Here is a 24,704-nt window from a genome sequence, read left to right as displayed (position 1 = left end):
GCCTTCAGACCTCAGGACCCGCCGCGCGCTCCGGTACGCGCCTCGATCGCGCGCAGCACCGCCACCATGTCCTCGCCGCCGTGCCCGAGGGCCACCGTCTCCTCGAACAGGGCGTGGGCGGTGTCGAGGAGGGGTGAGGCGAGACCCGCCCCGCGGGCGGCCTCGGCGATCAGCCGGTTGTTCTTCAGGACGTCCAGGGCCGCCGCCTGCACGCTGTAGTCGCCCGTCAGCAGCTTCGGCGCCTTCATGCGGGATACGGCGCTGGCCATGGGGCCGGCTTCGAGGACGTCGAGGAAGCGGCCGCGGTCCAGACCCTGGCGTTCCGCGAAGTGGAACGCCTCGACGAGGCCGGTCACCTGGGTGATCAGGAACAGGTTCACGGACAGTTTCGTCAGCAGGGCGTCCGGCACCGCGCCGCACACGAACGACTCGTGGCACAGGGGAGCGAGGAGCGGAGCCACCTCGGCCACCGCGTTCTCCTCGCCGGCCAGCATCGCCACCAGCCGGCCGTTCTCCGCCGGTACGCGGGAGCCGGAGACGGGCGCCTCGACGTAGCGCCCGCCCGCCGCGCGGACGTCGGCCTCCAGGCCGCGTGAGTACCGCGGTGACGTCGTGCCCATGTGGACGACCGTGCGGCCGTCGACGCGGGAGGCGAACTCTGGTGTGCCGCGTGCCACAACGGCGTCCGTCGCCGTCTCGTCGGCGAGCATGAGGAGCACCGTGCCGGCGCGCTCGAAGACCTCGGCTGGACCGGCCGCCACCTCGGCGCCGGCCGCGCGCAGGGGCTCGGCCCGTGCGGCCGTGCGGTTGAACACCACGAGGGGTGTCCCGGCGTCCGCCAGGCGCAGCGCCATCGGCTGACCCATGACGCCGAGACCGATGAAACCGACCCGCATGACGCACCACCCGTCCCTCCGCCACGGGCACACCGCTCGGCGGCCCTCGTTATGACACTCGTCATAGTAGCCCTGCTTATGACGGCCGTCATAGAGTGGTCGCGCAGCCGCAGCCGCGGGCGCGGTGGGCGGCGCGGAACGGGGCAGGGAGGCCGGCGATGGCGAAGTCCGAGCGGGGGCCGAGGGAGCGGATGGTCTTCAGCGCCGCCCAGCTCATCCGCCGCGACGGCGTGGAGGCGACCGGGATGCGCGACGTCGCCGCGCACGCCGGGGCGCCCCGGGGCTCGCTCCAGCACTACTTCCCCGGCGGCAAGGAGCAGCTCGTCGGCGAGGCCCTGCGGTGGGCGGGACGGTACGCGGCCAAGCGGGTCGACCGCTTCCTGGCGGCGATGGAGCGGCCGACGCCGAGCGGGCTGTTCGAGGCGATGGTGGGCCAGTGGACCGACGAGTACGAGACCGCCGGCTTCGCCGCCGGGTGCCCGGTCGCGGCGGCGACGGTGGACTGCGCCGGGAGCAGCGACGCCACCCGCGAGGCGGCCGCCGACGCCTTCGCCACCTGGACCCGGCCCGTCGCCGACGCGCTGACCGGCATGGGCGTGCCCGCGGCCCGGTCCGAGCCGCTCGCCACGCTGATGATCAGCGCCCTGGAGGGGGCGGTCGTCATCGCCCGCGCCGAGCGGGACGTACGGGCGCTGACGACCGTCGCCCGCGAACTGGGGCCGCTGCTGGACGCAGCCGTCGCCACCGGAGCGTGAACCGGGGCGGCGGAGCGACCAGCGGGCCGGCACGGGCGGCCGGGGACGGCCCCGGGCTTCAGACCGTCACCGTCTCCGGCTTCGCGGCCTCCGCGCGGTCCCGCTCGCCCAGCTCCTGTGTCGGCACCCGGTGGGTCTCCCGGGCCGACAGCGCGGCGATCACCGGCGGGACGCACAGCGCCGCCGTGAACAGTGCCACCGCGAACCAGTCGTCGCCGTCCGGACCGGCGATCTGCGCCGCGAAGGTCACCGCGAACCCGGCCACCGCGAAGCCGATCTGCGTGCCGATCGCCACGCCGGACAGGCGGACCCGCGTGGAGAACATCTCGCCGTAGAAGGCGGGCCACACGCCGTTCGCGGCGCTGTAGACGACGCCGAAGGCGATGATGCCGGTGAGGAAGGTGAGCGGGTACGAGCCGGTCGAGACCGCCCACAGGTACAGGAACATCGTCACCGCGCTGCCCACCGCGCCGATCAGATACACCGGGCGCCGGCCGATCCGGTCGGACAGCGTCGCCCACAGCGGGATGGCGGCGAGCGCGACGACGTTGGCGAGGGCACCCACCCACAGCATCGCGGTACGGGACATGCCGACCGAGTCGCTGGTGGCGTACGCCAGCGCCCACACCGTGAAGATCGTGCTGACCGAGGCGATCAGCGCACCGGCGACCACCCGCAGCACGTCCGCCCAGTGGTCGCGCGCCAGCACGGCCAGCGGCATCTTCGCGACGCCCTCCGTGGCGGTCTGCTGCGTGAAGGCCGGCGTCTCGTCCAGCTTGCGGCGGATGACGTAGCCGACGGCCGCGACCACGACGCTCAGCCAGAACGGCACGCGCCAGCCCCAGGCCAGCAGGTGCTCCTCGGGCAGCGCGGCGACGGGGAGGAAGACCAGGGTGGCGAGCAGCTGCCCGCCCTGGGTGCCACTGAGGGTGAAGCTGGTGAAGAAGCCGCGTTTGCCCGGCGGCGCGTGCTCGAGCGTCATCGAGTTGGCGCTGGCCTGCTCGCCCGCCGCCGAAATGCCCTGGAGGATCCGGCACAGCACCAGCAGGACCGGGGCGAGCGTGCCGACCTGGTCCCGCGTGGGCAGACAGCCGATGAGGAACGTCGACACGCCCATCAGGATCAGTGTGAACACCATGATCTTCTTGCGGCCCATGCGGTCGCCGATGTGGCCGAGGAAGAACGCGCCGACCGGGCGGGCGGCGTAGGCGACACCGAACGTGGCCAGCGACAGCAGGGTCGCGGTGGCCGGATCGGACTCGTCGAAGAAGATCTCGGGGAAGATCAGGGCGGCGGCGCTGCCGTAGATGAAGAAGTCGTAGTACTCCAGCGCGCTGCCGATCCAGGCGGCGGTCGCCGCCTTCTTCGGCTGGCCGGGCGGGGCGGCGCCCTGTGGCGCGGGGGCGGGGACGGACACGGCGTTGCTCCTTCGGGGGACCCCACGGTAGGCGGAGTGAGCGGAGGGGAGAAGTGCCGATCGGCTAATTAACCCACTGGGTAGTTAGTCGCGGTTGGGAAGGGATGTTGCGCGCACGTTTCCCGTGTGTCAAGAGGTCCCGCCGCTCCGGAGCCGGAACGCTCAGTCCGCCGCGCGCTCCGCCGTCAGATACGCGATCACCATGTCGCCGAGCATGGTCCGGTAGTGCTCGCGCTGGTCCGGGGCGACCAGGTCGCGGCCGAACAGGGCGCCGAAGGTGTGCCGGTTGGCGACCCGGAAGAAGCAGAAGGAACTGATCATCGCGTGCAGGTCGACGGCGTCCACGTCGGCCGTGAACAGACCCGAGCGCTGCCCCTCCTCCAGGATGCGCCGGATGACGTCGAGGGCCGGGGAGCCGATGCTCGCCAGCATCTCCGAGGACGCGATGTGCTCGGCGTCGTGGATGTTCTCGATGGAGACCAGGCGGATGAAGTCGGGGTGCCGTTCGTGGTGGTCGAAGGTCACCTCGGTCAGGCGCCGGATGGCCGCCACCGGGTCCAGGTGTTCGACGTCGAGCTGCTGTTCGGCCTCCCGGATCACGCCGTACGCCCGCTCCAGTACGGCCGTGAACAGCTGCTCCTTGCCGCCGAAGTAGTAGTAGATCATCCGCTTGGTGGTCCGGGTGCGGGCGGCGATCTCGTCGACGCGGGCCCCGTCGTAGCCGGCCCGGGCGAACTCCCGCGTGGCCACGTCGAGGATCTCGGCCTGGGTGCGGGCGGCGTCGCGGGTGCGCGTGCCGGATCGTGCCGGTTCGTCGACGCTGGTCATCGGGTTCCTTCGGGGGCCGGGGCGGGAACTGCGGGGCTGGGAGGCGACTGCGGGCGAGGGGCGTGCGGTGATTGTAGAAGCCCCGGCCTTCCCATCCGCCCCGGCCTCCTGCTATGACTAACGTACTGGTTCGTACATTGGTCGCTCGGGTGCGGACCCGAGCCGCTCAGGAGGTCCCCGGTGGCCAAGGACTCGTATCTCGTCGGGCTGATCGGCTCCGGCATCGGCCCGTCGCTCAGCCCGGCACTGCACCAGCGGGAGGCCGGCCGCCAGGGTCTGCGCTACCTGTACCGGCTGATCGACATCGACACCCTCGGGGTGCCGCCCGAGGGGGTGGGCGACCTGGTGCGCGCGGCCCGGGACCTCGGCTTCGACGGACTGAACATCACCCACCCCTGCAAGCAGCTCGTCATCGGGCACCTGGACGCGCTCGCCCCGCAGGCCGAGGCGCTCGGCGCGGTCAACACGGTCGTCTTCGACGACGCGGGCCGGGCGACCGGTCACAACACCGACGTCACCGGCTTCGCCGCGTCCTTCGCCCGGGGCCTGCCCGACGCGCCGCTGGAGCGGATCGTGCAGCTCGGCGCCGGCGGCGCGGGCGCGGCGGTCGCCCACGCCACGCTCACCCTGGGCGCCGGCCGGGTCACCGTCGTGGACGCGCTGCCCGACCGGGCCGCCGCCCTCGCCACGCAGCTCGAGAGGCACTTCGGCGAGGGACGCGCCGCACACGCCACCCCGGACCGGCTGCCCGCGCTGCTGACCACCGCCGACGGCATCGTGCACGCCACCCCCACCGGCATGGCCGCCCACCCCGGCCTGCCCCTGCCCGCCGGCCTGCTCCACCCCGGGCTGTGGGTCGCCGAGGTCGTCTACCGCCCGCTGGAGACCGAACTGCTGCGCACCGCCCGGGCCCTGGGCTGCGCCACCCTCGACGGCGGCGGCATGGCCGTCTTCCAGGCCGCCGACGCGTTCCGGCTGTTCACCGGGCGGGAACCCGACGCCGTACGGATGCTCGCCGACATCACCGGCCTGGCCGGCGTGGTCGGCGCCCCGAAGTAGGAAGAGGTACCGACGTGCGGACGTCCATCGCCACCGTCTCCCTCAGCGGCTCGCTCACCGAGAAGCTGACCGCCGCCTCCCGGGCCGGCTTCGACGGCGTGGAGATCTTCGAGAACGACCTGCTGGCCAGCCCCCTGACCCCCGAGGAGATCCGCGCCCGCTGCGCCGACCTCGGCCTCTCGATCGACCTCTACCAGCCCATGCGGGACGTCGAGGCGCTGCCCGAGGGAGAGTTCGCCCGCGCCCTGTGCCGGGCCCGGCACAAGTTCGAGCTGATGGAGAGGCTCGGCGCGGACACCGTCCTGGTCTGCTCCAGCGTCTCCCCGCACGCCCTGGACGACGACGCCCTCGCCGCCGAGCAGCTGAGCCGCCTCGCCGGCCTGGCCGAGGACCACGGGGTCCGCGTCGCCTACGAGGCCTTGGCCTGGGGCCGGCACATCAGTACCTACGACCACGCCTGGCGCGTGGTCGAGACCGCCGGGCACCCCGCGCTCGGCACCTGCCTCGACAGCTTCCACATCCTCTCCCGGGGCAGCGACCCCAAGGGCATCGAGGACATCCCCGGGGAGAAGATCTTCTTCCTCCAGCTCGCCGACGCGCCGCTGCTCGCCATGGACGTCCTCCAGTGGAGCCGCCACTACCGCTGCTTCCCCGGCCAGGGCGGCTTCGACGTCGCCGGGCTGGTGCGGCACGTCCTGCGCGCCGGGTACGACGGCCCGCTCTCCCTGGAGGTGTTCAATGACGTCTTCCGGCAGTCCGAGGCCGGCCCGACGGCCGTGGACGCCCGGCGCTCCCTGCTGACCCTCCAGGAGACCGTCGGCCTCGCGGCCCCGCCCGCACCCGCCCCGCCCACCGGCATCGCCTTCGCCGAACTGGTCACGCCCGACGCCGCACCCGTCTCCGCCGTACTGGGCGCGCTGGGCTTCACCCGGACCGCACGGCACCGGGGCAAGCCCGTCGACCTGTGGCAGCACGGCGACGCGCGCGTCCTGGTCAACACCGGCCCGGCCGAACGCCGCGACGGCACCCGGCTGGCCGCCGTCGGCCTGGAGTCGCCCGACCCCGCCGGCGCGGCCCGCCGTGCCGAGGCGCTGCTCGCCCCGGTGCTGCCGCGCCGCCGGGCGCCCGGGGACGCGGCCCCGGAGGCGGTCGCCGCGCCCGACGGCACGGAGCTGTTCTTCTGCGCGACCGGACGCCCCGGGCTTCCCGACTGGCGCGCCGACTTCGAGGACGTCGCGCGCCCCACCCACCACGGCGGCCCCTGGCGCGTCGACCACCTCTCCCTCACCCAGCCCTGGCACCAGTTCGACGAGGCGGCGCTCTTCCACCGCGCCGTGCTCGGGCTGCGCCCGCAGGAGAGCGTGGACGTCGCCGACCCCTACGGCCTGCTGCGCAGTCGCGCCGTGAGCACGGACGACGGCGCCGTCCGCATCGTCCTGACCGTCGGCCCGGCACCCACGGACGGCACCGCGCACGCCCAGCACATCGCCCTGGCCACCGACGACGTGGTCGCCGCCGCCCGCCGCTACCGGGCGGCCGGAGGCGCCCCGCTGCCGATCCCCGCCAACTACTACGACGACCTCGCCGCCCGCTTCGAGTTCGCCGACGGGGAGCTGGAGACGTACCGGGAGCTGGGCATCCTCTACGACCGCGACGCGCACGGCACCTTCCGTCACTGCTACACGCACACCGTCGGCCGGGTCTTCTTCGAACTCGTCCAGCGCGACGGCGGCTACCGGGGCTACGGCGCGGCGAACGCCCCGGTCCGGCTGGCGGCGCAGCACGCGGTGCGCGGGTTCACTGGCGGCTGACGGTGCGGGTCAGACCCGTGATCACCGTCGTGGCGAGGATCCAGCCCGTGATGATGAGGACGTACGCCAGGGTCTGGTAGCCGCCCTCGGGGGCGAAGGCGTTCTCCTGACCGAAGGAGATCACCGGCAGCAGCAGGTCCAGGGTGTAGAAGACCGGGTCGAAGTCGGGGGACTCGGTGGGCTTGAGCGGCGGCGGATGGTGCAGCCCGTACGCGACCGAGCCGACCGCGAGCAGCGACAGCAGCCAGCCGCCGGCCCGCAGCGGCCGGAAGCCGTAGCCGACCGTGACGTCCTGGAGGTGCCCCCACAGCCTGCCGTACCAGGGCAGCGTGCGCCGGTGCCGCCGCTGCTTGGCGAGCTGGACCCTGCGGGCAGCGTCGTCGTCGCCGATCCTGCGGTAGGAGGCGGTCAGCTGCTCGTAGATGAAGGGCAGATAGCTGTCGCCCTTCTCCAGCATCGGCAACCGCCGCTCGGCGGGCTCGTGCGGGATCAGCGACGTGTAGGTGAGGTCGTTGAGCTGGACCCAGGCCGGTACGGCCTCCGGTTCGAGGAACAGGACGTCCACCTGGGAGCGGCGCAGATTGAGGGCGCCCGCCACCCTCGGGCACGCCCGCAGCCACAGTTCGCCGATCACACAGCTGCTGGCCCGCAGCGCGGTCCCGCCGGGGTTGTCCAGACGCGCGTGCGACAGGTCCAGCCGCCCCGGTATGCGCGCGCCGCGCAGCTCCAGCCGGCCCCGCACCTCGGCGTTCCGCATCAGCACGTCGGACTCGGCCGCCAGGGTCTCGGCCTTCAGCGCGGTGCCGCCCGGCCGGTCGAGCACCGCGTCGGTCAGGTTGACGGTCCCGGCCACCCGGGCACCGTCGAGCCGCACCTCGCCCCGCGCCACGAGGCCCGGTGCCCACAGGTCGGCGCCGAGCACCGCCTGGTTGAGCTGGAGCACCGGCCCCTCGGTGTCCGGCGCGTGGACACGCGTGCTCTCGAGGTACAGGCTCCCGGTGACCTCCGCGCCCCCGAGCCTCACCATCCCGGAGAACCGGGCGCGGGTCAGCCGCAGCACTCCCTCCACCCGGACGGCGTGCGAGATCAGCCCGGGCAGCACGGACTCGCTCAGGTTCACCTCGCGCAACCGCGCTCCGTACAGGCGCGGAACGTCCTCGAAGTAGCAGTGCCGCAGCCGCACCGGGTGGTCGACCGTCGCGTACTGGAGCTCCAGGACACCGCTGACGCGCGCCCCCGCCAGATTGAGCGCGGGCACCTCGCCGTCCGCGCGGGGGCCGTTCAGCAGCAGCGCCCTCAGCACGCCGGCACGGACGGTGCGTTCGGCGCCCCAGGCGCCCCCGTCGGACGGGTCCTCGTCCTCGGCTGCGCGGAAGTCCACGAGGGTGCCCGTGGCGAACGCCCGCCAGACGCGCGTCTCGGCCGGTGTCAGGTCGTTGATCTCCATCAGGGATGGACTCTGACCCGAACCGGCCGATCACGTCAACGCGCTTTCCGGACCGCCCCGGTGAGCGCCCGGAGAGCGTCTACTTCTTCGCCGCCTCCACCGCGTGGCCGCCGAACTGGTTGCGCAGCGCGGCGATCATCTTCATCTGCGGCGAGTCGTCCTGCCGGGACGCGAACCGCGCGAAGAGCGAGGCCGTGATCGCGGGCAGCGGCACCGCGTTGTCGATGGCCGCCTCGACGGTCCAGCGGCCCTCGCCCGAGTCCTGAGCGTAGCCGCGCAGGTTGTCCAGGTGGTGGTCCTCGTCGAGGGCGTTGACGGCCAGGTCGAGGAGCCAGGAGCGGATGACCGTGCCCTCCTGCCAGGAGCGGAAGACCTCGCGGACGTTGTCCACCGAGTCGACCTTCTCCAGCAGCTCCCAGCCCTCGGCGTAGGCCTGCATCATGGCGTACTCGATGCCGTTGTGGACCATCTTGGAGAAGTGCCCGGCGCCGACCTTGCCCGCGTGGACGTAGCCGTAGGGGCCCTCGGGCTTGAGCGCGTCGAAGATGGGCCTGAGGTCGTCGACGACCTCCTTCTCGCCGCCGACCATCAGAGCGTAGCCGTTCTTCAGGCCCCACACGCCGCCGGAGACGCCGGCGTCGACGAAGTTGATGCCGTGCTTGGCCAGCTCCTCGGCGTGCTTCTCGTCGTCCGTCCAGCGGGAGTTGCCGCCGTCGATGACGGTGTCGCCGTGCCGGAGCAGGGTCGCCAGCTGGTCGATGACGCCCTGGGTGGCGGCGCCGGCCGGCACCATCACCCAGACCGCGCGCGGCCGCTCCAGCTGCTCGACGAGGTCGACGAGGCTGCCCACGTCGGCCTTCTCCGGATCGGTGTCGTATCCGACGACCGTGTGGCCGGCGTTGCGCAGGCGCTCGCGCATGTTGCCGCCCATCTTGCCGAGACCCACAAGACCGATCTGCATGTCAGTGCACTTCCTTCAGTTCACGGTAGGCGGCCACCAGCGCGGCCGTGGACGGGTCGAGGCCGGGCACGTCGGCGCCCTCGGTCAGGGCGGGCTCGACGCGCTTGGCCAGTACCTTGCCGAGTTCGACGCCCCACTGGTCGAAGGAGTCGATGTTCCAGACCGCTCCCTGGACGAACACCTTGTGCTCGTACAGCGCGATCAGCTGCCCGAGAACGGAGGGGGTCAGTTCACCGGCCAGAACGGTGGTGGTCGGGTGGTTGCCCCGGAAGGTGCGGTGCGGCACCTGCTCCTCGGGCACACCCTCCGCGCGGACCTCGTCGGAGGTCTTGCCGAAGGCCAGCGCCTGCCCCTGGGCGAACAGGTTGGCCATCAGCAGGTCGTGCTGGGCCTTCAGCTCGTCGCTCAGCTCGGCGACGGGCCGGGCGAAGCCGATCAGGTCGGCCGGGATGAGCTTGGTGCCCTGGTGGATCAGCTGGTAGTAGGCGTGCTGGCCGTTGGTCCCCGGCGTGCCCCAGACCACCGGCCCGGTCTGCCACTGAACCGGCCGCCCCTCGCGGTCGACCGACTTGCCGTTCGACTCCATGTCCAGCTGCTGGAGGTAGGCCGTGAACTTCGACAGGTAATGGCTGTACGGCAGCACCGCGTGCGACTGGGCGCCCAGGAAGTTGCCGTACCAGACGCCCAGCAGGCCCAGGATCAGCGGGGCGTTGGCCGGGGCCTCGGCGTTCTGGAAGTGCTCGTCGACGATGCGGAAGCCGTCGAGCATCTCCCGGAAGCGGTCCGGGCCGATGGCGATCATCAGGGAGAGGCCGATCGCCGAGTCGTACGAGTAGCGGCCGCCGACCCAGTCCCAGAACTCGAACATGTTGGCCGTGTCGATGCCGAAGTCCGCGACCTTCTCGGCGTTCGTCGACAGGGCGACGAAGTGCTTGGCGACCGCCTTCTCCTCGCCGCCGAGGCCGGCCAGCAGCCAGGTGCGCGCCGAGGTCGCGTTCGTGATCGTCTCGATCGTCGTGAACGTCTTGGACGCCACGATGAACAGCGTCTCGGCCGGGTCCAGGTCCCGCACCGCCTCGTGCAGGTCGGCGCCGTCCACGTTCGACACGAACCGGAAGGTGAGCGAGCGGTCGGTGAACGCCCGCAGCGCCTCGTACGCCATCGCCGGACCGAGGTCCGATCCGCCGATGCCGATGTTGACCACGTTCTTGATGCGCTTGCCGGTGTGGCCGGTCCACTCGCCGGAGCGGACCCGGTCGGAGAAGCCGGCCATCTTGTCGAGCACGGCGTGCACCTTGGGGACGACGTTCTCGCCGTCGACCTCGATCACCGCGTCCCGCGGGGCGCGCAGCGCGGTGTGCAGGACCGCCCGGTCCTCGGTGATGTTGATCCGCTCGCCGCGGAACATGGCGTCGCGCAGTTCGAACACGCCGGTCGCGGCGGCCAGTTCCCGCAGCAGGGCCAGCGTCTCGTCGGTGACCAGGTTCTTCGAGTAGTCGATGCGCAGGTCGCCGACGCGCACGACGTACCGTTCGGCCCGCCCGGGGTCGTCGGCGAGCAGCTCGCGCAGGTCCGGGCGCGGCAGCGCGTCCTTGCGGTGGTCCGCCAGCGCGGTCCACTCGGGCCGCCGGTCGAGCTTCGGGGTGTCGGTGTCAGACATGGACAGGGGTCTCCTTGCCGGCCGCGCCGCGCAGGGCGACGGCGTACATGTCGTCCGCGTCGAGGCGCCTGAGCTCCTCGGCGATGAGCTCGGCGGTCGAGCGGACCTTCAGTGCGAGGGAACGCGGGGGCTGGTCGGGCAGGGTCATCGTGGCGATCGGTCCCTCGGGCCGGTCGATGACGATCTCCCCGTTCGCGGTCCCGAGACGGACGGCCGTGACGACCGGGCCGTCGGTGACCACCCGGTCGACCGTGACGTGCAGCCGCGCCTCCAGCCAGCGGGCCAGCAGCTCGGCCGCCGGGTTGTCCGCCTCGGCCTCCACGGTCGCCGAGGTCACCGGCACCCGGGCCTGGTCGAGGGCGGCGGCCAGCATGGAACGCCACAGCGTCAGCCGGGTCCAGGCCAGGTCGGTGTCGCCGGGCGTGTACGCGCGGACCCGGCGCTCCAGGGTCTCCATCGGGCGCTCCACCGCGTACAGGTCGGTGATGCGGCGCTGGGCCAGCGCGCCCAGCGGGTCGCCCGCCGGGTCGTCGGGCGCGTCCACCGGCCACCACACGACGACCGGGGCGTCCGGCAGCAGCAGCGGCAGCACGACCGAGTCGGCGTGCTCGGAGACCTCGCCGTACATGCGCAGCACCACCGTCTCGCCGGTGCCGGCCTCGGAGCCCACCCGGACCTCGGCGTCGAGGTGCGAACGGGTGCGGTCGCGCAGGTTGCGCGGGTGCCGCTTGATCACGACCAGGGTGCGCGAGGGGTGCTCGTGGGATGCCTCCTCGCCCGCCTTGATCGAGTCGTAGGCGTTCTCCTCGTCCGTGACGATCACCAGGGTGAGCACCATGCCCACCGCCGGGGTGCCGATGGCGCGGCGGCCCTGGACCAGCGCCTTGTTGATCTTGCTTGCCGTGGTGTCGGTCAGGTCGATCCTCATGGCCTGCGCCAGCTCCGTCCGTCTCGTGCGAGCATCTCGTCGGCTTCCCGCGGCCCCCAGCCGCCCGAGGCGTACTGCGCGGGCTTCCCGTGCGTGCCCCAGTACTCCTCGATCGGGTCGAGGATCCGCCAGGACTCTTCCACTTCCTGGTGACGGGGGAACAGGTTCGCGTCGCCCAGGAGGACGTCCAGGATCAGCCGTTCGTACGCCTCCGGGCTGGACTCCGTGAAGGACTCGCCGTACGCGAAGTCCATGGAGACGTCCCGGATCTCCATCGACGTGCCCGGCACCTTCGAACCGAACCGCACCGTCATGCCCTCGTCGGGCTGGACGCGGATGACGATCGCGTTCTCGCCCAGTTCCTCCGTCGCGGTGGAGTCGAAGGGGGAGTGCGGGGCCCGCTGGAAGACGACCGCGATCTCGGTGACGCGGCGGCCCAGGCGCTTGCCGGTGCGCAGGTAGAAGGGGACGCCCGCCCAGCGGCGGTTGTCGATGCCCAGCTTGATCGCCGCGTAGGTGTCGGTGACGGAGGCCGGGTCGATGCCCTCCTCCTCCAGGTAGCCGGGCACCTGCGCGCCGCCCTGCCAGCCGCCCTCGTACTGTCCGCGCACGGTGTGCTCACCGAGGTCGTCGGGCAGCCGCACGGCCTTGAGCACCTTCAGCTTCTCGGTGAGCAGCGACGGCGCGTCGAAGGAGGCGGGCTCTTCCATCGCGGTGAGCGCGAGGAGCTGGAGGAGGTGGTTCTGGATGACGTCGCGGGCGGCGCCGATGCCGTCGTAGTAGCCGGCCCGGCCGCCGATGCCGATGTCCTCGGCCATGGTGATCTGCACGTGGTCCACGTAGGACCGGTTCCAGATCGGCTCGTACATCTGGTTGGCGAAGCGCAGCGCCAGGATGTTCTGGACCGTCTCCTTGCCCAGGTAGTGGTCGATACGGAAGACCTGCTCCGGGTCGAACACCTCGTGCACCAGCGCGTTCAGCTCCCGGGCGCTGCCCAGGTCGTGCCCGAACGGCTTCTCGATCACCGCTCGGCGCCAGGAGCCGTCCGGGGCGTCGGTCAGCCCGTGCTTCTTGAGCTGCTGGACGACCTTCGGGAAGAACTTCGGCGGCACCGACAGGTAGAAGGCGTAGTTGCCGCTGGTCCCGCGTGAGGTGTCCAGCTCCTGCACGGCCTTGCGGAGCTGCTCGAACGCCTCGTCGTCGTCGAAGTCGCCGGGGATGAAGCGCATGCCCTCGGCGAGCTGCTGCCAGACCTCCTCGCGGAAGGGCGTGCGCGCGTGCTCCTTGACCGCGTCGTGCACGACCTGGGCGAAGTCCTGGTTCTCCCAGTCGCGCCGGGCGAAGCCGACCAGGGAGAAGCCCGGCGGCAGCAGGCCGCGGTTGGCCAGGTCGTAGACGGCCGGCATCAGCTTGCGGCGGGACAGGTCGCCGGTCACGCCGAAGATGACCAGTCCGGACGGGCCCGCGATCCGGGGGAGGCGGCGGTCCTGGGGATCGCGCAGGGGGTTGCTCCAGTCGAGGGGCGCGGCCGGCTCGACGGCCTTCTCGTCCGCCCCCGCCGCCTTGGCGCCCTGCGCGGCACCGGCGGTCCCGGTCTTCCTCCGGCCCCGGCCGGACCCGGCCGCCTTGGCCCCCTTGGGCGCCCCGGCCGCGCGGGACTCCTCGGTCTCCTGGGCGTGCAGCGGCCCCGCCGCCTCCCGGGCGGTCCCGGCCTCCTTGGCCTCCTTCGTCGCCTTGGTCTCGTGGACCGTCGTCGCGGGAAGGTCCTCGCTCATTCCCCGTCAACTCCCTTGCTGTCGAGGGACTTCGTCACGGCGTCCAGCAGGTCCTGCCAGGCCGCCTCGAACTTGGCCACGCCCTCCTGCTCCAGCTGCTCCACCACCTCGTCGTACGAGATGCCGAGCCGCTCCACGGCCGCGAGGTCGGCCCGGGCCTGGGCGTACCCACCGGTGACCGTGTCGCCCCGCACGTCGCCGTGGTCGGCGGCGGCGCGCAGGGTGGCCTCCGGCATCGTGTTCACGGTGCCGGGAGCGACCAGCTCCTCCACGTACAGGGTGTCCCGGAATGCCGGGTCCTTCACCCCGGTCGACGCCCACAGGGGACGCTGGGCGTTGGCACGGGCCCCGGCCAGCGCGGTGAACCGGTCGCCCGGCCGGGTCGCGGCGTCGGCGGAGCCGAACACGCTCTCGTACGCCTCGTAGGCCAGCCGCGCGTTGGCCAGCGCCGCCTTCCCCTTCAGGGCCAGGGCCTCGTCCGTGCCCAGCACCGTCAGCCGCTTGTCGATCTCGCTGTCGACCCGGGAGACGAAGAAGGAGGCCACGGAGTGGATGCCGGCGAGGTCCAGCCCGGCCGCCTGCGCCTGCTCCAGACCGGCGAGGTAGGCGTCCATGACCTCGCGGTAGCGCTCCAGCGAGAAGATCAGCGTGACGTTGACACTGATGCCGGCGCCGATGACCTCGGTGACCGCGGGGAGACCGGCCTTCGTCGCCGGGATCTTGATCATCACGTTGGGGCGGTCGACCAGCCAGGCCAGCTGACGCGCCTCGGCGACCGTGGCCCGCGTGTCGTGGGCGAGCCGCGGGTCGACCTCGATGGAGACCCGGCCGTCCCGCCCGCCGGTCGCGTCGAAGACCGGACGCAGCACGTCGGCGGCGGCGCGGACGTCGGCGGTGGTCATCATGCGGACGGCCTCGTCGACGGTGACGCCCCGGGTCGCGAGGTCGGCGAGCTGCTCCTCGTAGCCTTCGCCGGAGCCGATGGCGGCCTGGAAGATCGACGGGTTGGTGGTGACGCCGACGACGTGCTCCGTCCCGATGAGCTCGGCGAGGTTGCCGGACTCGATCCGCCGCCGCGACAGGTCGTCCAGCCAGATGGAGACGCCCGCCTCGGACAGGCGTCGCAGTGCTCCCGCGGTCGCGGTTGCTTCGGTCACAGTGATCATCTTCTCTTTCTGCTTGTCCGTGTGTCCGGCTCAGCCGCGGGCGGCGGCCAGGGACTCCCTGGCGGCGGCGGCCACGTGTTCGGCGGTGAAGCCGTACTCGGTGAACAGGGTCTTGGCGTCGGCGGAGGCGCCGAAGTGCTCCAGCGAGACGATGCGGCCCGCGTCGCCCACGAAGCGGTACCAGGTCAGGCCGATCCCGGCCTCCACGGCCACCCGGGCCCGCACGGCGGGCGGCAGTACGCTCTCGCGGTACTCGCGGGTCTGCTCCTCGAACCACTCCACGGACGGCATCGACACCACCCGCGTGGGCGTGCCCTCGGCCTCCAGCGCCTCCCGCGCGGCCACGGCGAGCTGGACCTCGGAACCGGTGGCGATCAGGATCACCTCCGGACTGTCCGCGGAGGCGTCGGCGAGGACGTAGCCGCCGCGTGCCGCGTCCGGGTTCGGCTCGTACGTCGGCACGCCCTGCCGGGTGAGGGCCAGACCGTGCGGGGCCGGGCGGGTGGAGTGCCGCTTGAGGATCTCCGCCCAGGCGATCGCGGTCTCGTTGGCGTCGGCCGGGCGGACCACGTTGAGGCCGGGGATGGCCCGCAGGGCGGCCAGGTGCTCGACCGGCTGGTGGGTCGGGCCGTCCTCGCCCAGGCCGACGGAGTCGTGCGTCCAGACGTACGTCACCGGGAGCTGCATGAGGGCCGACATGCGTACGGCGTTGCGCATGTAGTCGGAGAACACCAGGAAGGTGCCGCCGTAGACGCGGGTGTTGCCGTGCAGGGCGATGCCGTTCATCTCCGCCGCCATCGAGAACTCGCGGATGCCGAAGTGCACGGTGCGGCCGTACGGGTCGGCCTCCGGCAGCGGGTTGCCCGCGGGGAGGAAGGACGAGGTCTTGTCGATCGTCGTGTTGTTCGAGCCGGCCAGGTCGGCGGAGCCGCCCCACAGCTCCGGCAGTACGGGGCCGAGCGCCTGGAGGACCTTGCCGGACGCGGCGCGCGTGGCGACCGCCTTGCCGGTCTCGAACACCGGCAGGGTGTCCTCCCAGCCCTCGGGCAGCCGGCCCGCGACCACGCGGTCGAACAGCGCCGCGTGCTCGGGCCGGTCGTCCCGCCACGTGGCGATCCGCTTGTCCCAGGCGGCGTGCGCCTCGGTGCCCCGGTCCAGGGCACGGCGGGTGTGGGCGAGGACGTCGTCGGCGACCTCGAAGGACTTCTCCGGGTCGAAGCCGAGGACGCGCTTGGTGGCGGCGACCTCTTCCTCGCCGAGGGCGGAGCCGTGGGAGGCCTCGGTGTTCCGCGCGTTCGGGGCGGGCCACGCGATGATCGTGCGCATGGCGATGATGGAGGGGCGGCCGGTCTCCGCCTTCGCCGCCGTCAGGGCCGCGTACAGGGCGTGCACGTCGACGTCGCCGTTCTCGGCGGGCTCGACGCGCTGCACGTGCCAGCCGTAGGCCTCGTACCGCTTCAGCACGTCCTCGGAGAACGCGGTCGCGGTGTCGCCCTCGATGGAGATGTGGTTGTCGTCGTAGAGGAAGACGAGGTTGCCGAGCTTCTGGTGTCCGGCCATCGACGAGGCCTCGGCGGAGACGCCCTCCTGGAGGTCGCCGTCGGAGACGATCGCCCAGACGGTGTGGTCGAAGGGGGACTCGCCGGCCGGTGCCCCGGGGTCGAAGAGGCCGCGCTCGTAGCGGGCGGCCATTGCCATGCCGACCGCGTTGGCGACGCCCTGGCCGAGCGGCCCGGTCGTCGTCTCCACGCCCGCCGTGTGCCCGTACTCGGGGTGGCCGGGCGTCTTCGAGCCGTGCGTGCGGAAGGCCTTCAGGTCGTCCAGCTCCAGCTCGTACCCGGCGAGGTAGAGCTGGGTGTAGAGGGTCAGCGAGGTGTGACCGGGGGAGAGGACGAAGCGGTCACGGCCGGTCCACTCCGGGTCGGCCGGGTCGTGCCGCATCACCTTCTGAAAGATCGTGTACGCGGCGGGAGCCAGGGCCATCGCCGTGCCGGGGTGGCCGTTTCCGACCTTCTGCACCGCGTCGGCCGCGAGAATACGGGCCGTGTCGACGGCACGCCGGTCGAGTTCGGTCCATTCGAAGCGGTCCGCGCTGTCCACTGTGTGCGTGCTCATCTTCAAGAAATCCTCGATCGGAGCCGGGTAGCTGGTCTGACGTGTTCAAACTTAAAAGTCTGACTTTTGAGCGTGAAGGTCGTGGTGTGCCAGCCTTTGGTGAAACTGGGACACGCCCCGGCGCGCGGGCGCACGGGCGGGACGGCACGAGAAGGACATGGCGGACGAAAACCAACAAGACGGCGGCGGTGGCCCGAAGAGCGGCGACGGGATCAGAACGTTCCCCTTCCCGGTCGATCTCAGCCTCCTCGGGGTCGGCATGCAGGTGGGCCCCATGGGCGCCGGCCGCACCTGGCACGCGCACGCCCCGCTGCACCGCGTGCACCGCATCGACTTCCACGTCGTCATGCTCTTCACCGGCGACCCGGTCCGCCACATGATCGACTTCGCCGAGTACGAGGCGTCGGCCGGCGAGCTGCTGTGGATCCGGCCCGGACAGGTCCACCGCTTCTCGCCGGACAGCGAGTACCGCGGAACGGTGCTGACCATGCAGCCCGGCTTCCTGCCCCGCGCCACGGTGGAGGCCGCCGGCCTCTACCGCTACGACCTGCCGCCCCTGCTCCGCCCCGACGAGGCGCGGCTCGCCGGGCTCACCGCCTCCCTCGACCAGCTCCGCCGCGAGTACGAGGACGCCACCACCCTGCCGCTGAGCCTGCACACCGCCGTACTGCGCCACACGCTCTCCGCGTTCCTGCTGCGCCTCGCGCACCTCGCGGTCAGCTCGGCGCGGGAGGCGAGCCCGGGGGCGGCGTCCGGGGACACGACGTTCACCCTCTTCCGGGACGCCGTCGAGCGGGGCTTCCCCACCAACCACAGCGTCAGCGCCTACGCGGACACGCTCGGCTACTCCCGCCGCACCCTCGTCCGCGCGGTGCGCGCCGCCACCGGTCAGACGCCCAAGGGATTCATCGACAAGCGTGTCGTGCTGGAGGCGAAGCGGCTGCTCGCCCACACGGACATGCCGATCGGCCGGGTGGGTGCGGCGGTCGGCTTCCCGGACGCGGCGAACTTCTCGAAGTTCTTCCAGCAGCACACGGACCAGACGCCGGCGGCGTTCCGGGCGGAGCTGCGCTGACCGCGCGCGGGGAACAGGGGCTCCACGCGTGCGCGGAGCCCCTGTTCCTCCTGTGAGGGGGCCGGTCGCCGCTCAGCGGTGTGCCGGCTCCCGCAGCCGCGGGGCGGTGGCCTCCTCGCGCACCCCGAACCTCTCGTGCGCCCGGCGCAGCGGCTTCGGCGCCCACCAGGCGTGCCGCCCGAGCAGCGCCATGCTCGCCGGGACGAGCAGCATCCGTACGACCGTCGCGTCGATCAGCACCGCCAGGGTGAGGCCGAGCCCGATCTGCAGGATGGGGGAGAAGCCGCCCGTCATGAAGGCGCCGAACACCACGGCGAGGAGCAGCGCCGCACAGGTCACCACCCGGCCGGAGCGGCGCAGCCCGGTGACCACGGCCTCCCGGTCGCCGCCGCCTTGCTCCCGGGCCTCCCGCATCCGGGCCAGGATGAACAGCTCGTAGTCCATGGCGAGTCCGAACGCGATCGCGATGATCAGCGGCGGTGCCGTCAGACTCAGCGCGCCCAGCCCCTCCGCACCGACCAGCCCGGCCAGATGGCCGTCCTGGAACACCCAGACCACGGCGCCCAGCGCGGCGGCGAGACTGAGCAGCGTGGTCGCGATCGTGCGCAGCGGCAGCAGCACCGACCCGGTGAACGCGAACAGCAGCACGAAGATCCCGGCCAGCACGGTCAGCGCGGCCCAGGGCGCCCGGTCGGCCAGCATCTGCCGGAAGTCGACCAACTGGGCGGCGGTGCCGGTGACCTGGACGGGCGCGTCGCCGCGCAGGTCGCGTACCCGCTCGACCAGTGCGGTGGCCGCGGCTCCGTCGACCGTGCCGGCCGGCCGCAGTTCGAGCACGGTCGTACCACCGGGCAGCTCACGGCGCTCGGTGCCCGGCGCGAGCGTGCCGATCCGGTCGGCCGTCGCGTGGTCCGTGCCGGGCCGCAGGACCACGGTGACCGGCGAGACGCCCGTGCCCGGCGGGAAGTGCGCCTCCACGGCGTCGTACAACTGCCGTGCCTCGGTGCTCCCGGGGAGTTGCCGCGCGTCCCCGATGTTGATGCGCATCCCCGTGACGGGCAGCGCCAGCACCAGCAGGGCCGGGACCGCGACCGCCAGGACGGCCACCCGCCGACGGGCGGCGAAGCGGGCCAGGCGGGCGAAGAGCCGGCCCTCCTCGCCCTCCGGCCGGGCCTTGGCCGGGGCGATCCGCCCGCCGAACCGGGCCAGCAGCGCGGGCAGCAGGGTCAGCGCGGCGAGCATGTCGACGACGACGACCGCGGCCACCGCCAGGCCCATGCTGCGCAGGAAGGTGCTCGGGAAGACCAGCAGCCCGGCCAGGCTCACCGCCACCGTCAGCCCGGAGAACAGCACGGTCCGCCCGGCCGCCGCCACGGTGCGGTGCACGGCCTCCACCACGTCCGGGACCTCCCGGCGCTCTTCGCGGAAGCGGACCAGCATCAGCAGGGCGTAGTCCACGGCGAGGCCCAGCCCCAGCATCGTCGTGACCTGGATCGCGTAGACGGAGATGTCGGTGAACTGGCTGAACGCGAACAGGCCGAGGAAGGCGCCCGCGATGCCCGCCACCGCGACCAGCAGCGGCAGCCCGGCCGCGCGCAGCCCGCCGAAGACGACCAGCAGCAGCACCAGTACGACCGGCAGCGAGATCAACTCGGCGTTCTTCACGTCCTCCTGGGCGCGTTCGCCGAGCTGTTCGCCGAGCAGCGGTCCGCCGCTGACGTGGACCGCGGACGCGTCGATGCCGTGCAGCCGCCCGGCCGCCGCCGCCACCGCGTCCTGTTCGGCCTCGTCCCCCAGACCGCCCTCGAACTCGACGGGGACGATCAGCGCCCGCCCGTCCTCGGCGACCAGACCGCGCGTGGCGTACGGGTCGGGCACGGCGGCGACGCCGGCGAGCTCCCGCAGGTCGGCGACGGCCCGGCCCACCTCGGCGCGCACGGCGGGGCCGGTGACGGCGGCGGCCTCGACGACGGCGGTGATCGACTCGCCGGACGGGTCGAGGCCGTCCAGGTACTCGGCGGCCACCTCCGACTCGGTGCCGGGGACGTCGGGCACGTCGTCGGAGAGCTTCCCGAAGACGCCCGTGCCGAGGCCGAAGCCGAGCAGCAGGAACACGCCCCACAGGAGCATCACGGTCAGCGGGCGGCGGGTCGCCGCCCGGGCGAGTGTGGACAGCACGGTCCCTCCCGGCGGTGGTCGTACGGCATGGGACGCGTCCGACGCGCGACGCGTCGGTGGCATCGCCAACAGACTGGTGCCGGGAGGTGTGCCGCCGGATCGCCGGGGAGAGCGGTTTGCCCGGCTCGCCCGTGCGGGGGAGACGGGCGCCCGCCTCACCCGTCAGGGGGAGCCCGGGGCGACCAGGCCGGACTCGTAGGCGCAGATCACCGCCTGCACCCGGTCCCTGAGACCGAGCTTGCCCAGCACGTTGCTGACATGGGTCTTGACGGTGTGCTCGCTCACGAACAGAGTCGTGGCGATCTCGGAGTTGGACAGCCCGCGCGCCAGCAGCCGCAGCGTCTCCACCTCGCGGGCGGTCAGTACCTCCAGGCGCCGCGGGGTGGCGTCGGGGACGGCCTCCTCCCGCCGGCGGCGCACGATGTCCGCGACCAGCCGGCGCGTCACCGCGGGCGCCAGCAGCGAGTCGCCGGCCGCGACCACCCGCACCGCGTGCACCAGGTCGTCCCGGCGCACGTCCTTGAGCAGGAAGCCGCTGGCACCCGCGTACAGCGCCTCGTACACGTACTCGTCCAGGTCGAAGGTGGTCAGCATGACGACCTTGCAGGCCGACCGCGCGCACACCCGCCGGGCCGCCTCCAGGCCGTCCATGACCGGCATGCGGATGTCCAGGAGCAGTACGTCGGGCGCCCGCGCCTCGACCGCGGCGACCGCCCCGGCGCCGTCCCCGGCCTCGGCGACGACCTCGATGTCGGGCTGCGCCTCAAGGATCATGCTGAACCCGCTGCGGACCAGCTCCTGGTCGTCGGCGACGACCACCCGGATGCTCACCCGAGCCCCGTCCGCCGTCCGGCCCCGACCGGCAGGCGCACGGCGACGCGGAAGCCGCCGTCCGGTCCGCCGCCGGTGACGGCGTCGCCCCCGCAGGCGGCGGCCCGCTCCCGGATGCCGATCAGCCCGTGCCCGCCGCCGTCCCCGGGCGCCGGGGACGGCCCCCGCCCGTCGTCCGTCACCGTCAGGGTCACCTCGTCATCCCCCCAGTCGAGTCCGACCGTCGCGGAGGAAGCGTACGCGTGCTTGACTGTGTTGGTGAGTGCCTCCTGTGTGATCCGGTAGGCGGCGACCCCGGTGTCCGGCGGCAGCGGCCGCGGCTCGCCCGTCACGCGCAACTCCACGCGCAGCCCGGTCGACTCGGTGACCTGCCGGACCAGGCCGGACAGTCCGTCCACGCCCGGCTGCGGCAGCCGCCGCGGCCCGGCGTCCGGCTGCTCCTCGTTCAGCACGCCGAGGATGCGCCGCAGTTGGGCCATGGCGTCCCGCCCCGTGCCCGCGATCGCGTCGAACGCGGCCTCCGCCCGTGCGGGATCACTGCGCACCACCACCGGCCCCGCCTCGGCCTGTACCACCATCAGGCTCACCGCGTGCGCCAGGATGTCGTGCATGTCACGGGCGATCCGGGCGCGTTCCCGCGCCGCGGCCCGCGCGGTGTCGGCGGCCCGCTCGCGCTCCAGCCGCCGGGCCCGGTCCTCCAGTTCGGCCGTGTAGGCACGCTGTGTCCGGGCGAGCACGCCGAGGGCGTAGGCGCCCACGATGCTGAGCAGCTGGAAGGCGTACTCGAAGGGATCGGCGTCCTCGTTGTGCCGGATGGTGACGGCCACCCCGATGAGCCAGCCCGCCAGCATCAGCCGCCGCTGCCAGGGCCGGCCGAGGGCGGCCAGCGTGTACAGGACGACGAACCCGCCGTACATCAGGTCGGGCGGCGGCGCGTGGTACACCGCCTGCGCGGGGGTGGCCACCGACACGGCACAGGCCGTCGCGAAGGGCGCCGCGCGCCGCCACACCAAGGGCACCGCCGTGGCCGCCCCGAGCAGCCAGCCCTGCAAGGAGAGCGGGTCGTCCCCCTCGTCGGGGAACAGCCACTGCAGGGAGACGGCGAACAGGACCAGCACGGCGACGGCCGCGTCGACGGCGTACGGATGCGTCGTGCGCAGCCGGGCGACGACGGGGGCGAACGCGGTGAACGGATACCGGGAGAGCGGGGACCGGTGGAACGGCGGCCGGGCGGGCATGGGCGGCTCCTCAGGCAAGGGCCGTCCCAGTATCGGGGGCTCCCGGGGGTGCGTCCTCACCGGTGCGAGGGATATTCGGTGCCGGGCATCCGGTAGGCGGCCGATCCGGAGCGGCGGTCCTCCCGCCATGCGACGGTCAGTCCGTCAGGCGGTCCTCGCCGGCCGGCTGTCCCGGGCGCCACCCCAGCGCCCGTGACATCCCCCGCCCGGCCAGTCGGACGGCGGGCACCAGCGCCGGCACCCGCGCGCCCGCGTACGGGACGACGACCGAGACGGCCGCGGTCACCGCGCCGTCCGGGCCGTACACCGGAGCGGCCACCGACAGGGCGTCGTCCGTGACCTGCCGGTCGCTCACCGCGGTGCCGGTGCGCCGCACCTCGGCCAGCACCCGGCGCAGCCGGGCCGGATCGGTCAGGGTGTACGGGGTGAACGAGGCCAGCGGGCCCGCGAGGTAAGCCTCCTGGTACTCGGGCCCGGCGAACGCGAGCAGGGCGAGGCCGACCCCGGTGGCGTGCAGCGGCCAGCGGGTGCCGACGCGGATGTGCACGCCGACCGACGACCGGGCCGCCAGCCACTCGGTGTAGACGACCTCGTCGCCGTCCCGCACCGCCAGCTGCACGTTCTCGTGCGTCGCCTCGTACAGGTCCTCGAGATACGGCAGCGCGACCTGCCGCAGGGCGAGACCGCGCGGGGCGAGTGCGGCGATCTCCCAGAGCCGCAGCCCCACGTGGTACACGCCCGACTCGTCCCGCTCCAGTGCGCCCCACTCGGTCAGCGCACCCACCAGCCGGTGCGCGGTGGTCAGGCTCAGCCCGGCCCGGCGGCCGATGTCGGTCAGGCACAGCGCCGGATGCTCGTGGTCGAACGCGGCGAGCGCGGACAGCAGCCGGTCGGCCGCGGTGGGGGGACCCCCACGCGCACGGTGCCGGGCGTGGGGGAGCGGCCGGGGCCGGGGGACGGCGGTCATGGCGGGGCACCTCCTCGGGACGGGCGGGGCGGCGTTGCGGCAGAGCGTACGGTCCGCGCCGGGCTTCGCACAGGGGTGCCGGGGTCGGCCGGAAGCCGGGCCGGACGTGCCATGATCGGCGCCGGACGCACATGGGCCGGCGACGGAGGGGTACGGGCGTGAGGCTGACGATTCTGGGCGGCGGCGGATTCCGGGTGCCGCTCGTGTACGGGGCGCTCCTCGGGGACCGCGCCGACGGCAGGGTGACCGACGTCGTCCTGCACGACCTCGACGCGAACCGGCTGTCGGCGGTGACCCGGGTGCTGGCCGAGCAGGCGGCGGGGGTGCCGGACGCGCCGGCCGTCACCGCCACGACCGACCTGGACGAGGCCCTGCGCGGCGCCGACTTCGTCTTCTCCGCGATCCGCGTCGGCGGCCTGGAAGGGAGGGCCGAAGACGAGCGGGTGGCGCTCGCCGAGGGGGTCCTCGGGCAGGAGACGGTCGGTGCGGGCGGCATCGCCTACGGGCTGCGGACCGTGCCGGTCGCCGTCGACATCGCGCGCCGGGTGGCCCGGCTGGCGCCGGACGCCTGGGTCATCAACTTCACCAACCCGGCCGGTCTGGTCACCGAGGCCATGTCCCGGCACCTCGGCGACCGCGTCATCGGCATCTGCGACTCGCCGGTCGGCCTCGGCCGCCGCATCGCCCGTGTGCTGGGCGCCGACCCGGACCGGGCCTTCATCGACTACGTCGGGCTCAATCACCTCGGCTGGGTCCGCGGCCTCCGCGTCGCCGGCCGGGACGAACTCCCGCGGCTGCTCGCCGACCCCGCGCTGCTCGGCTCCTTCGAGGAGGGCCGGCTCTTCGGCCCCGAGTGGCTGCGCTCGCTCGGCGCGGTCCCCAACGAGTACCTGCACTACTACTACTTCAACCGCGAGACCGTCCGCGCGTACCAGGAGGCCGACCGCACCCGCGGCGCGTTCCTCCGCGACCAGCAGGCACGCTTCTACGAGCGGATGCGCCACGAGGACGCCCCCGCGCTGGCCACCTGGGACCGCACCCGCCACGAACGCGAGGCCACCTACATGGCCGAGAACCGGGAGACGGCGGGCGCCGGCGAGCGCGAGGCCGACGACCTGTCCGGCGGCTACGAGAAGGTGGCGCTGGCGCTGATGAGGGCCGTCGCCCGCGACGAGCGCGCCACCCTGATCCTCAACGTCCGCAACCGCGGCACGCTGTCCGCCCTCGACGCCGACGCCGTGATCGAGGGCCCGTGCCTGGTCGACGCGAACGGCGCCCACCCGGTGGCCGTGGACCCGCTGCCGGCCCACGCCACGGGCCTGGTCTGCGCCGTCAAGGCGGTGGAACGGGAGGTCCTGGCGGCGGCCGACTCGGGCTCCCGGGCCTCGGCGGTCCGCGCCTTCGCCCTGCATCCCCTGGTCGACTCGGTCAACGTCGCCCACCGCCTCGTCGAGGGCTACACGGCGGTCCATCCGGGCCTGGCGTATCTGCGGTAGGGCCCCGGCACGCCGGCCCCGCAGCCGCCCTCCAGGGCGGCAGTTGCCGCACGGCACGGGGAGCGGGGCAGCGGGTGCGGTGGGCGAGTCAGGCGGTGCTC

19 protein-coding genes are annotated in these 24,704 nt (G+C 73.1%); 5 read left to right on the top strand and 14 right to left on the bottom strand.

Translation table 11 applies throughout. The features are described 5' to 3' along the window. Positions 1–11: 11 nt before the first annotated feature. Positions 12–896: an NAD(P)-dependent oxidoreductase gene (locus ACFW47_RS15315; protein WP_386306016.1), complete on the bottom strand. Its 885-nt coding sequence runs from the start codon at positions 894–896 to the stop codon at positions 12–14. Between the two features lie 158 nt (positions 897–1,054). Between ACFW47_RS15315 and ACFW47_RS15310 the strand changes: the two genes are divergently transcribed. Next, positions 1,055–1,651 carry a TetR/AcrR family transcriptional regulator gene (locus ACFW47_RS15310; RefSeq protein ID WP_386278312.1) on the top strand — a complete coding sequence of 199 codons (597 nt, stop codon included), beginning with the start codon at positions 1,055–1,057 and terminating at the stop codon, positions 1,649–1,651. A gap of 58 nt (positions 1,652–1,709) precedes the next feature. Here the strand turns inward: ACFW47_RS15310 and ACFW47_RS15305 are convergent, their stop codons facing one another. Both ACFW47_RS15305 and ACFW47_RS15300 read right to left on the bottom strand, forming a co-directional pair. Beyond that, the gene (locus tag ACFW47_RS15305; RefSeq protein WP_386306015.1) at positions 1,710–3,068 is read right to left on the bottom strand and encodes an MFS transporter; all 1,359 of its coding nucleotides are present in this window, start codon (positions 3,066–3,068) and stop codon (positions 1,710–1,712) included. Positions 3,069–3,230: 162 nt separating this feature from the next. After that, on the bottom strand, positions 3,231–3,896 hold the full coding sequence (locus ACFW47_RS15300; RefSeq protein WP_386306014.1) for a TetR/AcrR family transcriptional regulator: 666 nt from the start codon (positions 3,894–3,896) through the stop codon (positions 3,231–3,233). 180 nt (positions 3,897–4,076) lie between these two features. Here ACFW47_RS15300 and ACFW47_RS15295 point away from each other — a divergent pair, with 180 nt between their 5' ends. Beyond that, on the top strand, positions 4,077–4,955 hold the full coding sequence (locus ACFW47_RS15295; RefSeq protein WP_386306013.1) for a shikimate dehydrogenase: 879 nt from the start codon (positions 4,077–4,079) through the stop codon (positions 4,953–4,955). Between the two features lie 14 nt (positions 4,956–4,969). Next, entirely contained in the window at positions 4,970–6,766 is a 1,797-nt protein-coding gene (locus ACFW47_RS15290; protein WP_386306012.1) for a bifunctional sugar phosphate isomerase/epimerase/4-hydroxyphenylpyruvate dioxygenase family protein, read from the top strand. Here the strand turns inward: ACFW47_RS15290 and ACFW47_RS15285 are convergent. The 7 genes from ACFW47_RS15285 to tkt form a co-directional block, all read right to left on the bottom strand. Then, a complete protein-coding gene (locus ACFW47_RS15285; RefSeq protein ID WP_386278303.1) occupies positions 6,753–8,213 on the bottom strand; it encodes a membrane-associated oxidoreductase in 1,461 nt (486 codons plus the stop codon). The genes ACFW47_RS15290 and ACFW47_RS15285 overlap by 14 nt on opposite strands. Before the next feature lie 79 nt (positions 8,214–8,292). Continuing rightward, positions 8,293–9,174, bottom strand: coding sequence for a phosphogluconate dehydrogenase (NAD(+)-dependent, decarboxylating) (gene gnd / locus ACFW47_RS15280; RefSeq protein WP_386278301.1), 882 nt, complete (start codon positions 9,172–9,174; stop codon positions 8,293–8,295). Between the two features lies 1 nt (position 9,175). After that, the gene (pgi, locus tag ACFW47_RS15275) at positions 9,176–10,834 is read right to left on the bottom strand and encodes a glucose-6-phosphate isomerase (protein WP_386306011.1); all 1,659 of its coding nucleotides are present in this window, start codon (positions 10,832–10,834) and stop codon (positions 9,176–9,178) included. Next, positions 10,827–11,762, bottom strand: coding sequence for a glucose-6-phosphate dehydrogenase assembly protein OpcA (gene opcA / locus ACFW47_RS15270; protein WP_386278296.1), 936 nt, complete (start codon positions 11,760–11,762; stop codon positions 10,827–10,829). The genes pgi and opcA overlap by 8 nt, the downstream gene beginning before the upstream one ends. Continuing rightward, a complete protein-coding gene (zwf, locus tag ACFW47_RS15265; RefSeq protein WP_386278294.1) occupies positions 11,759–13,537 on the bottom strand; it encodes a glucose-6-phosphate dehydrogenase in 1,779 nt (592 codons plus the stop codon). Before zwf ends, opcA begins: the two co-directional genes overlap by 4 nt. Beyond that, positions 13,534–14,703 carry a transaldolase gene (gene tal / locus ACFW47_RS15260; protein WP_386278292.1) on the bottom strand — a complete coding sequence of 390 codons (1,170 nt, stop codon included), beginning with the start codon at positions 14,701–14,703 and terminating at the stop codon, positions 13,534–13,536. The genes zwf and tal overlap by 4 nt, the downstream gene beginning before the upstream one ends. 30 nt (positions 14,704–14,733) lie before the next feature. Continuing rightward, the gene (tkt, locus tag ACFW47_RS15255; protein WP_386306010.1) at positions 14,734–16,818 is read right to left on the bottom strand and encodes a transketolase; all 2,085 of its coding nucleotides are present in this window, start codon (positions 16,816–16,818) and stop codon (positions 14,734–14,736) included. 157 nt (positions 16,819–16,975) lie between these two features. On the opposite strand from tkt, the gene ACFW47_RS15250 reads away from it, so the two are divergent. Further along, on the top strand, positions 16,976–17,893 hold the full coding sequence (locus tag ACFW47_RS15250; protein ID WP_386306009.1) for an AraC family transcriptional regulator: 918 nt from the start codon (positions 16,976–16,978) through the stop codon (positions 17,891–17,893). 72 nt (positions 17,894–17,965) lie between these two features. Here ACFW47_RS15250 and ACFW47_RS15245 read toward each other — a convergent pair whose 3' ends face one another. The 4 genes from ACFW47_RS15245 to ACFW47_RS15230 form a co-directional block, all read right to left on the bottom strand. Then, entirely contained in the window at positions 17,966–20,071 is a 2,106-nt protein-coding gene (locus tag ACFW47_RS15245) for an MMPL family transporter (protein ID WP_386306008.1), read from the bottom strand. Positions 20,072–20,233: 162 nt separating this feature from the next. Further along, on the bottom strand, positions 20,234–20,902 hold the full coding sequence (locus ACFW47_RS15240) for a response regulator (protein ID WP_386278284.1): 669 nt from the start codon (positions 20,900–20,902) through the stop codon (positions 20,234–20,236). Then, on the bottom strand, positions 20,899–22,140 hold the full coding sequence (locus tag ACFW47_RS15235) for a sensor histidine kinase (protein ID WP_386278282.1): 1,242 nt from the start codon (positions 22,138–22,140) through the stop codon (positions 20,899–20,901). Before ACFW47_RS15235 ends, ACFW47_RS15240 begins: the two co-directional genes overlap by 4 nt. Positions 22,141–22,276: 136 nt before the next feature. After that, a complete protein-coding gene (locus ACFW47_RS15230) occupies positions 22,277–23,107 on the bottom strand; it encodes an IclR family transcriptional regulator (RefSeq protein WP_386306007.1) in 831 nt (276 codons plus the stop codon). 158 nt (positions 23,108–23,265) lie between these two features. On the opposite strand from ACFW47_RS15230, the gene ACFW47_RS15225 reads away from it, so the two are divergent. Continuing rightward, positions 23,266–24,603 carry a 6-phospho-beta-glucosidase gene (locus ACFW47_RS15225; protein WP_386306006.1) on the top strand — a complete coding sequence of 446 codons (1,338 nt, stop codon included), beginning with the start codon at positions 23,266–23,268 and terminating at the stop codon, positions 24,601–24,603. Positions 24,604–24,704 lie beyond the last annotated feature (101 nt).

The organism is Streptomyces sp. NPDC058796, from assembly GCF_042745235.1.
Lineage (GTDB): Bacteria > Actinomycetota > Actinomycetes > Streptomycetales > Streptomycetaceae > Streptomyces.
The sequence above is the reverse complement of the archived record's forward strand: the minus strand, read 5'-3'. Positions and strand labels throughout refer to the sequence as shown.

Excerpts from the sequence above, each read along its gene's own strand:
- ACFW47_RS15315 (WP_386306016.1), bottom strand. The coding sequence starts at position 896 with ATGCGGGTCGGTTTCATCGGTCTCGGCGTCATGGGTCAGCCGATGGCG.
- ACFW47_RS15310 (WP_386278312.1), top strand. The coding sequence starts at position 1,055 with ATGGCGAAGTCCGAGCGGGGGCCGAGGGAGCGGATGGTCTTCAGCGCC.
- ACFW47_RS15300 (WP_386306014.1), bottom strand. The coding sequence starts at position 3,896 with ATGACCAGCGTCGACGAACCGGCACGATCCGGCACGCGCACCCGCGAC.
- ACFW47_RS15285 (WP_386278303.1), bottom strand. The coding sequence starts at position 8,213 with ATGGAGATCAACGACCTGACACCGGCCGAGACGCGCGTCTGGCGGGCG.
- gnd (WP_386278301.1), bottom strand. The coding sequence starts at position 9,174 with ATGCAGATCGGTCTTGTGGGTCTCGGCAAGATGGGCGGCAACATGCGC.
- pgi (WP_386306011.1), bottom strand. The coding sequence starts at position 10,834 with ATGTCTGACACCGACACCCCGAAGCTCGACCGGCGGCCCGAGTGGACC.
- opcA (WP_386278296.1), bottom strand. The coding sequence starts at position 11,762 with ATGAGGATCGACCTGACCGACACCACGGCAAGCAAGATCAACAAGGCG.
- zwf (WP_386278294.1), bottom strand. The coding sequence starts at position 13,537 with ATGAGCGAGGACCTTCCCGCGACGACGGTCCACGAGACCAAGGCGACG.
- tal (WP_386278292.1), bottom strand. The coding sequence starts at position 14,703 with ATGATCACTGTGACCGAAGCAACCGCGACCGCGGGAGCACTGCGACGC.
- tkt (WP_386306010.1), bottom strand. The coding sequence starts at position 16,818 with ATGAGCACGCACACAGTGGACAGCGCGGACCGCTTCGAATGGACCGAA.
- ACFW47_RS15250 (WP_386306009.1), top strand. The coding sequence starts at position 16,976 with ATGGCGGACGAAAACCAACAAGACGGCGGCGGTGGCCCGAAGAGCGGC.
- ACFW47_RS15235 (WP_386278282.1), bottom strand. The coding sequence starts at position 22,140 with ATGCCCGCCCGGCCGCCGTTCCACCGGTCCCCGCTCTCCCGGTATCCG.
- ACFW47_RS15230 (WP_386306007.1), bottom strand. The coding sequence starts at position 23,107 with ATGACCGCCGTCCCCCGGCCCCGGCCGCTCCCCCACGCCCGGCACCGT.